We start from the raw sequence: 13,657 nt of genomic DNA on the forward strand, positions 1-13,657 counted from the left end.
AGATCGCCTAAAATTACAGATAGAAAAGAATACAAGGATTCCAACATGAACGAGCAAAAGTACATCGTCGCCTTAGACCAGGGCACCACCAGTTCACGTGCCGTTATTCTGGACCACGACGCCAATATCGTCAGCGTCGCTCAGCGCGAGTTCGATCAAATCTATCCTGAAGCGGGCTGGGTTGAACATAACCCACTGGAGATCTGGGCCTCTCAGAGCTCCACCATGGTGGAAGCACTGGCAAAATCGGGTATCCGCAGCGACGAGATTGCCGCCATCGGTATCACCAACCAGCGCGAAACCACCATCGTGTGGAACAAAGAAACCGGGAAACCAGTGTACAACGCGATTGTCTGGCAGTGCCGCCGCACCGCCGACATCTGTGAAGAACTGAAAAAACGTGGTCTGGAAGAGTATATCCGTGACAATACCGGTCTGGTTCTTGACCCGTATTTCTCAGGCACCAAAGTTAAGTGGATCCTCGACAATGTCGAAGGTGCGCGTGAAGATGCCGAAGCGGGTAAACTGCTGTTCGGTACGGTCGATACCTGGCTGGTGTGGAAAATGACTCAGGGCCGTGTGCATGTGACCGACTACACCAATGCCTCGCGCACCATGCTGTTCAACATCAATGACCTGCAATGGGATCAGAAGTTGCTGGATGAGATGGGTATCCCTGCTTCTATGATGCCGGAAGTCAAACGTTCTTCGGAAGTGTACGGCCAGACCAACATCGGTGGTAAGGGCGGGACTCGTATCCCAATCGCCGGTATTGCCGGAGACCAGCAAGCCGCGCTGTATGGTCAGATGTGTGTCCAGGCCGGTCAGGCAAAAAACACCTACGGCACCGGCTGCTTCCTGCTGATGAACACAGGTCAGGAAAAAGTAACCTCAAGAAACGGCTTGCTGACAACTCTGGCGTGCGGCCCGCAAGGTGAGCCAGCCTACGCACTGGAAGGCGCAGTCTTTATGGGCGGTGCATCTATTCAGTGGCTGCGTGATGAACTGAAACTGATCTCAGACGCGCACGACTCTGAATACTTCGCGACCAAAGTGGACACCTCAAACGGCGTCTATGTGGTTCCAGCCTTTACTGGTCTGGGCGCGCCATATTGGGATGCCTACGCTCGCGGCACCATCGTTGGTCTGACCCGCGGCGTGAATTCAAACCACATCATCCGTGCCACACTCGAAGGGATTGCATACCAAACCCGTGATGTGCTGGATGCGATGCAGGCCGATTCCGGTATCCGCCTTTCTGCGCTGCGTGTGGACGGTGGCGCGGTGGCGAATAACTTCCTGATGCAGTTCCAGTCAGATGTACTGGATACACCAGTGCACCGCCCGCAAGTGACGGAAGTAACGGCGCTGGGGGCGGCGTATCTGGCGGGCCTGGCCGTTGGGTTCTGGAACAGTATTGAAGAAGTGAAAGACAAAGCCGTGCTGGATCGCACCTTCTTGCCTCACCACGACGAAGAGAAACGCGACCGTCGTTACAAAGGCTGGAAGCGCGCAGTCAAATGTGCCCAAACCTGGGCAGAGCTGCGTGCCAGCGAAGACTAACCCCGGTAATAGCGATTAATGAGCAAAAGAGCGTTCTATGAACGCTCTTTTTGCGTTTCGGCCCCGATTCCTGAGGATTGTTGCTTCTCGACTCCGAAAATTTGGCGCACAATAGCGTGAGTGAGCATTTTCGAAGATTTCCGGCGCGTTCCGGACACATCAGGGAGTCATGTGTGAAACAAATTCCACGCCACCAGCAGATTATTGAGCTGGTCAAAAAACAGGGTTATGTCAGTACCGATGAACTGGTTGAGCGTTTCAACGTCAGCCCGCAGACCATCCGCCGCGACCTCAATGAACTGGCCGACGAAAACAAAATCCGTCGCTACCACGGTGGTGCTACCATTCCTCTCAGTTCTGAAAACACCTCTTACTCAACACGCAAATCGCACAACTTCACCGAAAAAGATCTGATCGCAGAAGAGCTGGTCAAACACATTCCCAACGGGGCCACGCTGTTTATCGACATCGGCACGACTCCGGAAGCCGTCGCCCGGGAATTATGCAAGAACCACACTCAACTGCGCGTGGTGACCAACAACCTTAACGTCGCCAGCATCTTATTGCCCAACCCGGAGATCACCGTGATTCTGGCCGGCGGTGAAGTACGCAACCGCGACGGCGGCATTGTCGGCGAAGCCACACTGGATTTTATCAAACAGTTCCGTCTCGACTTCGGCATTCTGGGCATCAGCGGTATTGACTTGGACGGCTCGCTGCTCGATTTCGACTACCATGAAGTACGCGTCAAACAGGCCATCATCGAAAACAGCCGCAGCGTGTTTCTTGCCGTCGACCACTCCAAATTCGGCCGCAATGCGATGGTCAAACTGGGAAATATTGCTCAGATTCATACGCTGTTTACCGACCAGGCGCCACCGGCAGAGATTCAGGCGATTTTGCATGAGCATCAGATCCCAATGGAAGTGGCTGCCGAACGCTGAACGCCCCCGCCTAGTCACCCGAACTGATAACCTCTTCGACTAACGAAGAGGTTTTTTTATGTCCAAATCACACAAAACGCTCAAAAACGAAAATAAAAGATGATCACAAACGAAAGTCACGCTATAGTTCCTTTATCTTCTTAAATGCTCGTTCGCTCAAATTTAACAAGGTCAGTAACTATGGATATGAAGAAGCAAGACAAAGACACTCGCCTCCTCGATATGCTCATTATCGGTGGCGGAATTAACGGTGCCGGTATCGCCGCCGATGCAGCAGGTCGTGGTTTAACGGTTGGCCTGTTTGAAGCGAACGATTTTGCTTCTGCTACCTCGTCGGCCAGTTCAAAACTGATCCACGGAGGCCTGCGCTACCTGGAGCACTACGAGTTCCGTCTGGTTTCGGAAGCGCTCGCTGAACGCGAAGTGATCCTGAAAAAAGCCCCCCATGTGGCTCAGCCGATGCGCTTCCGCCTCCCCCATCGCCCTTACCTGCGCCCGGCCTGGATGATCCGTTGTGGTTTGTTCCTGTATGATCACTTGGGCAAGCGCACGACACTGCCGGCGAGCCACACCGTGGATTTAGCCAAGTCCGGCCTGTTGAAAGAAGAGATGAAAGTCGGTTTCGAATACTCAGATTGCTGGGTAGACGACGCGCGCCTGGTACTGCTTAATATTCTGGCCGCACAAGAAAACGGCGCCGAAGTGGCCAACTACTGTAAAGTCGACAGCGCCGTCCGTGAACAAGGTATCTGGCGTGTCACCATCACCAATCAGATCACCGGTGAGCAGTTCGAACGTCGTGCCAAAGCCCTAGTCAATGCAGCGGGTCCTTGGGTCAAACAGTTCTTTGATGACGGTCTGCACTCACCGTCACCTCGCAACATCCGCTTGATCAAAGGCTCACACATTGTTGTGCCACGCGTACACGATGAAGAGCAGGCTTACATTCTGCAAAACAAAGACAACCGGATTGTGTTCGTTATCCCGTATATGGATGAGTTCTCGATCATCGGCACCACCGACGTAGAATACCAGGGCGATCCGCGTGAAGTGGCGATTGTGGACGATGAAGTTGACTACCTGATCGACATCGTTAACCAGCACTTCATCAAACAACTCAGCCGTGACGATGTGGTCTGGACATACAGTGGCGTCCGTCCTCTGTGCGATGATGAGTCGGATTCTCCTCAAGCCATTACACGTGACTACACGCTGGAACTTGAACAGGAGATGGACCAGGCGCCATTGTTGTCTATCTTTGGCGGCAAACTGACCACCTATCGTAAGCTTGGTGAAGCCGCGATGAAAAAACTGGAACCTTACTTTGCGAACATGGGCAAATCCTGGACCGCGAACGAAAGTCTGCCTGGCGGTAACTTCAGTTGCAGTCGCGCGCAACTTGCTCAGTCACTGCGTGATCAATACCCTTGGCTAACCGAAAAATTGGCGATGCGTTATGTGCGTCAGTTCGGTACTTACACGCGTAAGATGCTGGCCAACGTTGATACCCTGGAAGACATGGGAGAATGCTTTGCCGAAGGCGTTTACCAGCGTGAGATCGACTATCTGATCGACCATGAGCATGTTAAGACAGCCGATGACTTGCTGTGGCGTCGTACCAAGCTGGGCCTGTATCTGGATCAAACGGCTCAGCAAGCGGTCAGCGACTACATCAAAGCGCAGCATCCGGAAGATAAAGTACTCAGCCTGTGTAAGGTCAGCTAAGTAAACTTATTGAAATCCTGTGTGAAAAGCCTGCAAATGCAGGCTTTTTTATTGGACAGTAATACGCCACACCTCCCATAATGCGACAGTACTCGACCACATTCATGACCGGCGAGCTGAACCAAAAAAGGAAGCGCTATGGGATTTATGATTGAGCAGTGGGATTTCACCCCACAGCCTGCACAACGGCTGGAAGCGGACAGCAACGTCATCCAAGCCAATCATTGGTATCACTGTGAACGTCAGCATCCGGACATCCGTGACTGGTTGCTGAACAATCAGATCCCCAAAAGTACGGTAAAACACCTGCTCGCTGATGAATCTCGTCCCTCTTTCCATCAGTACGATGAGCAAAATTTCATGCTGATCCTGCGGGGCATGAACATGAATCAGGATGCCGCCCCGGAAGACATGCTCAGTGTTCGTATTCTGTTTTACAACGGAGCGTTGATCTCCACCCGCAAAGTCCCCTCGCGTGCCATTATGGAGATCCGTCAGGCTCTGGCTGAAGAGCGCGGCCCCAAACAACTGGCAGATCTGCTTATCCAGATCATCGATGGCCTCAATGGCAAAATTGATCAACATTTAGAAACGGTCGAAAACCGAGTGGATGAGTTGGATATCGATGACGAAGACAGCCATGATATTATCCCAACCCAGAAAGCCTTGCTGGCCGTTAAACGCTTTATACGTCCACAGCAATACGCCATTCGGGATCTGGCCGAATCCGACGTAAGCTTGCTGGCCAGCCGGCCGCACCAGATCCGTTACGCGCTCAACAACATCACCCGCATCAACGAAACCATCGACTTCTACCTCGGTGAACTGGAGCTGTTTAAAGAAGAACTGCATCAACGCCATGAAGAGAAAGTCAGCCAGAACAGCTACCTGTTTACGGTTGTGGCTACGATTTTCCTACCCACCAGCTTCTTAACCGGGTTACTTGGGATCAACATCGGCGGGATGCCCGGCGTGGAATCGCCGATGGCCTTTACCTGGTTCTGTATCGCCCTGATCGCAATCTTTGGTGCAGAATGGTTGCTGCTGCGCCGACTGCGCTTTGTCGGCAAATAACGCCTCGACGACGCAATCACCGAGGCGTATTGCTGAGAATGGCAATACGCCCGGCCTCTAGCCTGGATGTCCGTCCTGACGCGGCGTTACCAGCATGTAACCGAAGCGCCACAGATACAGTCCGAACGCCAGTACCCAAAGAGCGGCACTGATGTCTAGCCACCACATCATAAACTGGGGCAGCAACGCCACACCCAGCCCGCGAACCAGCGCCGCCAGCACAATCGCTGCGAATGCGAGACGCATATCCGGCCCCTGATAAATGGCCCGTCCGGTGTGCCCCATAGTCACACGTGCGATCATAGCCAGAATGACCCCACCCAGCGCGCCAATGGCAAACAGGTGAATCATGTTGTGCTGCGCCAACGGATTGGACCACAAGCCGCGCATCAACAAGCTCAGAGGCAAACACAAATAACCGGCGTGCAGCGACCAGACCAGCGGCTCGCTCAAGGTTGTCCAAGGTCTCCAACGCCACATTCTCACCAGTTGCGCTGCGCCAGCCAACACCATCAGTCCGCGCCCGAGTTCAGCAAAGGCCAGCGGAAAGAAACTCAGCACAAACAAGGCCACCAACGGCAGATTCGCCGCCCACTCCAGCCATGCTAACGGCTGGGCTTTGTCGAACTGAAAACGGCGTGCGGTAAAGAACGGAATCACCCTCGCCCCCATCACCGACAACAACAGAGTGAACCACCACAACATCGCCTGCCACACTGCAGCACTGCTGAACGGCGGCATGCCTTTGATCGTGGCGTAGGCTGCAAAATTCGCCACCAGCGCCAGTAACAACAAAGGCACAAAAAACAGATTCCGCCATCCACGCGCTTTGACCACCCGACTTCCCACCTCCACAGCCACCAAGAGTAAGAACAGCGCCTCAATGGAGGAAATCAGCCACAACGGCGTCGGAGTCCAGAACAAAATACGCGGCGCCAGCCACAGCCCCACTAACAGCGCCAAACGGTAATGCTTGGTGCCATTGATGCCAGTCCAGTTTTGCACCGCAGTCAACACGAACCCGGCGACTATGGCCATGGCGAAACCAAACAACATTTCGTGCACGTGCCACCACAACGCCGGGACACGCAACCATTCGGGTTGTCCATGCTGAAACATCCACACCCAGAGAGGAATGGCAATCAGCGCGTACGTCGAACCAAGCAGGAAAAAAGGACGAAATCCCAAGCGCAACCACGCCGGGATCTTTTCTTCAACGCGTTTATCAGTAATATTGAGCAAGACGGAACTCCAAAGCAGCCAGTCAGGCATTGACCATCATAAAAACTTATCTGACCAATGCAGCTTTTGTTCCAACTAAACAAAACCAAGAGAATCAATACATTGAATGACAGTGTGGTCATATTGACTCAACCAAAAACAAGTCAATATGACTCGATGGAATCAATAAAACCTTCTCAGCCGACTCACAAGGAAATTACCATGTACATTTTTGGCTACGGAAGCCTGATTAACGCCGCCTCTCGTCAACTTACAGGCCAGACTGGCCAGGCCATTCCGGCGATCGCGCATGGATTGGTGCGCTACTGGGGGAAAATTGATGACAGCTACACCCTGTCGCCACTGGTGGTTAACCGAGGAGAAGGTCAGGTCAATGGCGTTTTGCTTGATATCGATCCGGCAGCGTTGGAAGAGTTTGACCGCCGCGAGCGAGGATATCACCGCGTCGCCATCGATGCAGAGCAAATAGAAGCCGAGCATCACTTCGAACGCGGACAAACCATCTGGGTATACGTTAAAGACACACCTGAGCCACCTTGCTCGCTCAGCCCAATCATGCAGACGTACGTTGATACTGTCCTGGCCGGCTGTCTGAACGTGTCCGCCCAATTTGCCCGTCACTTTGTAGAACATACGGTGGGTTGGCACTTCCCTCTGGAAAATGACCGTCAGGCTCCCAAATACGGTAACCTCGCCGGTGTGGAAGCCCACCATCAACCCGTGATTGACGCCTTGTTGGCCGAAGTTCGCTAAATGATATCGCGGCTCAACATGACGATGTGCGACTGAGCAGCCATTTCACGCTGAACCAGATCAACAGCGTCGCCGCCGCGGCCACATAACCATCCACGGCATAATGCCAGGCCAGATGAACTGAGCCTACTTGTATCAATGCGGCGTAGCCCCACATCACCCATCCGAGGCGTTTATTCACCTGATAAGCGCCCAGTGCGAACAACACCGCCGAAGCAACGTGCATGCTCGGCATAGCCGAGATCCCGGAGCCTAGCTGCGTTCCACGATGAGTATGTGCCTGCCAAAGCAGATCCTGAACATTGAGCGCCCAGAGTTCAAAAAACTGCGCCGACTTGAGGGCAAGGTTTTGCTGTTCGAGTAACGCCATTAAGGGCTGATAGCTGCTGTTAGCCGGCTCAAGCAGTTGAATAAAACATGGCCCGGCGGACGACAGCGCAATCGCCAGCAGATTCCCCAGCACAAACCAGCACACCAGCAAACTGAGCAAAAACTGCAACCGCAAACGTTGCTGACGACACACGCAGACAAAATACAGAAAACTGCCCCACAAAAAGAAAAACCACAGGTGATACAACACATTCAAAAACAGGGATGCGTACTGATTGGCAAACACGGCATGTGTCAGTTGCCATGGATCCACGCCGCCATGCAGCCATTGATCCCAACGATAAAACATCTCATCAAGCTGGAATGGTTGCAGCTCGGGAATGATCTCTTTGATGTAGGTGTAATTGGCGAAACAGATGTTGAGCAGCAGGATCCTGACCGCAAACGTGATCGGTCGGTTCAGAGGCCACACCATAGCCTTCACGGCCTGATAAAATTTCAGAAACGGCCTCGGCTCGCGCTGAAACATCAGACGAAAATAGTAGTAAATCACCCAACAGATAAACGTCGCGCTCAGGCAGGTTGAGATCAGGCTGAGGTACACATCAAACTGGTACTGATAGACGATGCGTTCGCGGTTGAACCACACTATCACCGCCGTGACCAGAGACGAAAACAGCACAAACCAATACAGCAGTCGATCCTGGTATAAGTCCATTCTGACTGCCTGCCAATCCACCTGAAGATTAAGTTTGCTGCGACTAAGCTCGGCCACTGAGCCTCCGCCTTGGTATCCTTACCTTATTTCAGTGTAGTCTTTTTCTCGCCATTGTCGCCCAGACGCGCTTGCACCAGTTGTCTTAACCAACCGCTTTTGTCATCCAGTGTGCGGGCTTTCAGCCACAGCATCGAAATGTCAAAATCCCCCACCACCACAGGAGGCGGAGCAAACGCGAGCGCATCATCAAACCCACTCGCCAATGCCATTTGTCTGGGCACAATAGCCACCAGAGGTCGGCGACTGAGCAAACTGCGAATGGTCAGAAAATTGCGCGACGCCACCGTCACACGACGTGTCAGTCCATGCTCTGCTAGACTGGCGTCCACCGGCGTGCCTAGCTGACCATCGGGGCTGACCAGCGCCTGCTCGATTGAAGCAAACGTCGCAACATCATCAAGCGCCTCCATAGGGACGCAGTTGGGGTCAAACAGACACACGTGCTGCTCGGTATAGAGCCACTGAGTCTCAAAAGCCTCAGCGGGCTTCGCAATGCTGCCAATCACCAAATCCAGCTTGTCCTCCTCCACCACTTTTTGGTAATTGTGACGATTGACATTCACAAAGCTCACCTGAGCCTGAGGGGCTGCAGTGTGAATCGCATCATACAGATCCGGCGCATAAATAAACTCGGCATAATCGGTCAACCCGATTCGGCAGACTCCCTGATATTCAGCCGGAATAAATTCCGGCACGGTCAGCAATTCACTCTGGACGGTGCAGAGGATCCGTTCAATGATCGGCGCCAACTGGTGCGCGACCTCCGTCGGCTCCATGAGATAACCCCGACGCTCAAACAACGGATTGTTCAGCCATTGCCTCAGACGCGACAAACTGTGGCTCATGGCCGACTGGCTGACATGACACTGCTCCGCAGCCAGACTCACACTACGATACTGATAGAGAAACGAAAAACTGACCAGCAAATTAAGATCAATACTTCTCCAGTTGATATCCGTACGCATTTTCACAATATCCCATCTTATTCATGTTAATTATCTAAACTATTAATTTGAGTCATTATAAAGCAAGCCTTAGATTAAGCCTGTTGTTCATGTTCAGAGAGTCATCATGTTCTCAATTTTCAAAACCTTTTTTGCGCTCGGTTGGATAAGTTTTGGCGGACCAGCGGCGCACATCGGCTACTTCCGGACAACCTTCGTTGAAAAACTGAAGTGGCTGGACGATCACGAATACGCACAACTGGTGGCGCTGAGTCAGTTTCTGCCTGGTCCCGGCTCCAGTCAGGTAGGTTTCGCTCTGGGGTATAAACGCGGTGGTTTGGCGGGCGCATGTCTGGCTTTTATCGGTTTTACACTGCCCTCTGTTCTGTTGATGCTATTACTGGCAACGCTCAGCAGCCAGTTCACCGATGCCAGCCTGTTTCACCATGCGGTACACGGGCTGAAATTGCTGGCCGTAGTAGTGGTTGCCGATGCTACGCTTGGCATGTATCGCAACTTTTGCCAGAACCGCCTCACCGTCACGCTGTGTCTGTTCACTGCCATCACCTTATTACTGGTGCCAGGACTATGGGCTCAAATCACCGTACTGGTCGGCTCGGCCGTGATCGGTGTGCGATATCTTAGTCAAAGACCGGATTCGACGGAGGCTCAAGAGACACTATCGACGAACATCCTTCCCCTATTCTTGTTTGCTACGTTACTGATTGCGCTCCCCTGGCTCGCCAATCTCAATCCGGCACTAGCACTGTTCAGCCACTTTTATCAAGCTGGCAGTCTGGTGTTTGGCGGTGGTCACGTAGTATTGCCGCTGTTGCAAAACCTCATCGGCGAACAACTCTCCCGTGATGTCTTTCTGACCGGCTACGCCGCCGCTCAGGCGGTTCCGGGCCCGATGTTTACTTTTGCCACTTACCTGGGGTTTGAACTGCTACCCGATACTCCACTGCTCGGTGCCCTTCTGGCCACTCTGGCGGTTTTTCTACCGGGATTTCTGCTGCTGCTCGGAGTACTGAAAAACTGGCAGCTTCTGGCCCGCCGGCCGGCTATCTCAGGTGCGGTGAACGGAGTAAATGCATCCGTGGTGGGCTTGTTGTTATCTGCGTTATACACGCCAGTGTTCACCAGCGCCGTCTCGGCTCCCCTGGATTTGGCGATGGTGTTGCTGGGCGTTTACCTGCTTAAACAGTGGCGCCTGCCGATTGTCTGGATGGTGGCGTTGTTTATTTTTAGCGGGCTGATACTCGGTAGTTTTTAAGCGTTCGCGTACACACCCACCGCCAAACAAATAAAAAGGAGAGCCGATGCTCTCCTTTTTGACGGTTGGAATCACCGAATGATCCTGATTTCAGGTTTTGATGTCCATTTCACGCACTTCAGCCAGCGCCCGTTCAAGATTTTCGTTGGCCACCGGATAGTATGACGGACTCTTGTCTATCGCTTCCTGGAGATAAGGGATCGCCTCTTCGGGACGATCTTGCAAGATCAGAAAATAACCAATGTTATTAAGCGCTTCCGGTTCACTCATATGACGGCTGAAAATATTCAGCGCCTGACGCATCTTACCTTTGGAAATGTAGATCAACGCCAAGTTATTGATCGCCCGTTCATTGCCCGGATCCAAACTCAACGCCCGGTTGGTATATTGCTCTGCATCGTTGTATTCATCCGACATGTAGTATGAATACCCGAGATTCACCAACGCGCTGACATTCTGGGCATTCGCCGACAAGGCTTTATTGTAAAGGCTTTGCGCCAGCACATGCTCGTCTTTGACATCATACAATACCCCAATCCCCACCAGTGCTTTCAGCGGTGATTTGGCGTCTTCTTTCAATTGCGCCACTTTGTCTTCATTGAGATTACTCAACGTCAGATCCGGTTTGCCACCCAGGCGAATCTGGTCCGCATTAATCGCTTTGAGGAAATACCCCATCGCTTCATCTTTGCGACCCTGCTTGGCGTACATGACTCCCAGCTCTTCCAATGATCCGGGAAAGTTCGGATTGGCATCGATCGACGCTAGAAATGCCTTTTCCGCCAGTGCATTGTCTTCGCGGGTCAGGTGAATACGACCAATGGTATACAGCGTTTGATCTTTGTATTGTGCATTCTGAAATGACAGCGAACGTATGTACTCATACAGCGCCAGATCCACGTTTTTCTTGGATAACGCGACATCACCCCGGGTGATGGCTTCTTTCTCCGTTTTGGGCGGCGCATCGCTGGTCAGCGAGTCCACCGGTTTACCGGCATAAAGCGTATCGTCAAAATTCGGACCTTGTGGTCCTGTGCTACACGCTGTCAGTACACCGAGGGTGATGACAACCATTCCCTTTTTCATCCACATAACGCCCCCTTACTTAGCAAAAGCTTCAGACAGAGAAATCAGAGCCGGACCGATTGCAACGATAAAGAAACACGGCCAGATAAACAGCACCATCGGAAACATCATTTTTACCGGAATTTTTGCCGCAATCTCTTCCGCAGCCTGCTGACGTTTGTCCCGGTAATCTTCAGTATATTCACGCAAAGAATTGACCAGACTGCCCCCAATACGTGATGCATGGCTGAGCATACTGACCAGCCCCATCAACTCTTCCAGACCAGTACGAACCACCAGCTCTCGCAGCGCATCCGGCATGGTGATCCCCGCTTTAATCTTGACGCACACCGTATCGAGTTCATCGGCCAGTTCCGGGTGAGAGATCACCAACTCGTCGGCCACACGCCGCAAAGAGGCATTAAACCCCAACCCCGACTCGGTACAAACCACCAGCAGATCCAGCGCATCAGGAATACCGGCACGAATGTTCTTTTGTCGGTTTTTGACCATTCTGGCCAAGACGATGTCCGGCAGGAACAAGCCCAATCCCACCGCAAACACCATGCTCAGAACCAGATATTTAGAATCCGGAATCGACAGATAAATAATGCTTGCGGCCACCAACCCGACAATGGTGGTCACCGATTTAAGCGAATAAAACAGTGACAACGCGTTGCCGCGATGGAACCCAGCGTGCATCAGTTTGGCACGGGTACTCTGACGCTCTTTGTCACTTTTCGGCGACATGATCGGCGCCAGTGACTCCAGAGTTGAAAATACGTTCGGGTTCGGTGTCACATCGGCTTTCTCTCCCGACAACTCCGCCAGTTTTCTTTTCATCGGCGAACGTACGCCGATCAACACGGAGCCGACAGTGAGTACTAACAACATAGTAGTAATCACGACAAAAGCGATAAATAACAGCTCTTGGTTGACCAACAGAGAATTAAACCAGGAACGAATGGCATCAGTATTCATGATTCACACCTCGATGTTGATGATTTTACGAATCCACAAGGTGCCGAGGAACAACGCCACCATCCCGCCGCCCACCAGCTTGATCCCGGTCGGGTGAGTATGCAAGGCCGAGATATAGTCCGGTTTGATCAGCGCAATAATGATGTAGAGCGCAAACGGCGCCAGCACCAGCACCCAGGCCGACATACGGGACTCCGCAGAGATGGTCCGGATCTTACGCCCGAGTTTAAATCGGGCCCGCAACAGCCGAGACAACTTATCGAGGTTTTCGGTTAAGTTACCGCCGGTCTCTTTCTGCAACAACACCGCACTGGAAAATGCCAGCATCGACACGGTAGGTGTCCGTTCGGACATCTGCGTGACCGCCAAACGGATATCGTACCCGTAGTTCAGCAGGTTGAACGTATTGCGAAATTCAGAGCCGATGGGCTCAGGCATTTCCCGTCCAACTTCGCCGAACGCCTGATTGATCGGCTGGCCGGCTTGCAATACCCGCTTGATGATGTCTAGCGCCTCAGGCAACTGCTCTTCAAACTTCATCAACCGATCGGAAATGCGTTTACTGATGAAGAAATGCTCGGCTCCCCAAACACTCAGCGCGCCACCAAGACAGACATACCAAACCTGATCAAACAACACCAACACCAGCGCTGCGGTAAAGGCCAGCAAGAAAGATAAAAACATGAACTTACTGAACGACATTTGAATCCCAGCCAGCTCGAGCTTTTTCTTAAAGCCTTCAAAATACGAGAACTGAATCAGCCATTTCTCCAACGGAGAGAGATCCTTAAGCGCATTTTCTCTCAACAGGGAAATGCTCTCCTGATCGATGTTGCGCTGACTGTCCCGCAGTCGCTTCACCAGTTGTTTGTGCCTGACCTTCTTCCCGGCCGACGGCAGGATCAGCGCCTGGCTGATGAAAAACACCGACAAAAACAACAGGATTAAAAAGATGGGTAATTGGCTATCCATAGCGCCTCCC

12 protein-coding genes are annotated in these 13,657 nt (G+C 52.4%); 6 read left to right on the top strand and 6 right to left on the bottom strand.

All coding sequences use genetic code 11. The features are described from left to right. The first annotated feature begins 45 nt into the window (after positions 1-45). From glpK to VPR01S_RS13630, 4 genes are all read left to right on the top strand, one after another. Positions 46-1,563: a glycerol kinase GlpK gene (gene glpK / locus VPR01S_RS13615; protein ID WP_021705921.1), complete on the top strand. Its 1,518-nt coding sequence runs from the start codon at positions 46-48 to the stop codon at positions 1,561-1,563. Positions 1,564-1,736: 173 nt separating this feature from the next. Next, entirely contained in the window at positions 1,737-2,507 is a 771-nt protein-coding gene (locus tag VPR01S_RS13620; RefSeq protein WP_021705922.1) for a DeoR/GlpR family transcriptional regulator, read from the top strand. A gap of 186 nt (positions 2,508-2,693) precedes the next feature. Continuing rightward, positions 2,694-4,232, top strand: a complete 1,539-nt coding sequence (gene glpD, locus VPR01S_RS13625) for a glycerol-3-phosphate dehydrogenase (protein ID WP_337247539.1) — start codon at positions 2,694-2,696, stop codon at positions 4,230-4,232. Positions 4,233-4,370: 138 nt separating this feature from the next. Next, positions 4,371-5,306 carry a CorA family divalent cation transporter gene (locus VPR01S_RS13630; protein WP_021705924.1) on the top strand — a complete coding sequence of 312 codons (936 nt, stop codon included), beginning with the start codon at positions 4,371-4,373 and terminating at the stop codon, positions 5,304-5,306. A gap of 57 nt (positions 5,307-5,363) precedes the next feature. Here the strand turns inward: VPR01S_RS13630 and VPR01S_RS13635 are convergent, their stop codons facing one another. Continuing rightward, positions 5,364-6,548, bottom strand: a complete 1,185-nt coding sequence (locus VPR01S_RS13635) for an NnrS family protein (protein ID WP_021705925.1) — start codon at positions 6,546-6,548, stop codon at positions 5,364-5,366. Positions 6,549-6,749: 201 nt separating this feature from the next. On the opposite strand from VPR01S_RS13635, the gene VPR01S_RS13640 reads away from it, so the two are divergent. After that, positions 6,750-7,301, top strand: a complete 552-nt coding sequence (locus VPR01S_RS13640; protein ID WP_021705926.1) for a gamma-glutamylcyclotransferase family protein — start codon at positions 6,750-6,752, stop codon at positions 7,299-7,301. 13 nt (positions 7,302-7,314) lie between these two features. Here VPR01S_RS13640 and VPR01S_RS13645 read toward each other — a convergent pair whose 3' ends face one another. Together VPR01S_RS13645 and VPR01S_RS13650 are read right to left on the bottom strand one after the other, a co-directional pair. Then, positions 7,315-8,406, bottom strand: coding sequence for a phosphatase PAP2 family protein (locus VPR01S_RS13645; RefSeq protein WP_021705927.1), 1,092 nt, complete (start codon positions 8,404-8,406; stop codon positions 7,315-7,317). Positions 8,407-8,432: 26 nt separating this feature from the next. Next, positions 8,433-9,374, bottom strand: coding sequence for a LysR family transcriptional regulator (locus VPR01S_RS13650; protein ID WP_021705928.1), 942 nt, complete (start codon positions 9,372-9,374; stop codon positions 8,433-8,435). A 106-nt stretch (positions 9,375-9,480) separates the two neighbouring features. Here VPR01S_RS13650 and chrA point away from each other — a divergent pair, with 106 nt between their 5' ends. Continuing rightward, positions 9,481-10,629 (top strand): chromate efflux transporter, encoded by a 1,149-nt coding sequence (gene chrA / locus VPR01S_RS13655; RefSeq protein ID WP_021705929.1) that lies wholly within the window; start codon positions 9,481-9,483, stop codon positions 10,627-10,629. A gap of 90 nt (positions 10,630-10,719) precedes the next feature. On the opposite strand, the gene VPR01S_RS13660 is transcribed toward chrA, so the two are convergent. From VPR01S_RS13660 to VPR01S_RS13670, 3 genes are read right to left on the bottom strand one after another with little or no spacing between them, the layout of a single operon-like run. Continuing rightward, positions 10,720-11,721, bottom strand: a complete 1,002-nt coding sequence (locus tag VPR01S_RS13660; protein WP_021705930.1) for a tetratricopeptide repeat protein — start codon at positions 11,719-11,721, stop codon at positions 10,720-10,722. Positions 11,722-11,730: 9 nt separating this feature from the next. Then, on the bottom strand, positions 11,731-12,675 hold the full coding sequence (locus VPR01S_RS13665; RefSeq protein ID WP_021705931.1) for a type II secretion system F family protein: 945 nt from the start codon (positions 12,673-12,675) through the stop codon (positions 11,731-11,733). A 3-nt stretch (positions 12,676-12,678) separates the two neighbouring features. After that, positions 12,679-13,647 (bottom strand): type II secretion system F family protein, encoded by a 969-nt coding sequence (locus tag VPR01S_RS13670; protein ID WP_021705932.1) that lies wholly within the window; start codon positions 13,645-13,647, stop codon positions 12,679-12,681. Positions 13,648-13,657: the final 10 nt, after the last annotated feature.

Source organism: Vibrio proteolyticus NBRC 13287 (assembly GCF_000467125.1).
GTDB lineage: Bacteria > Pseudomonadota > Gammaproteobacteria > Enterobacterales > Vibrionaceae > Vibrio > Vibrio proteolyticus.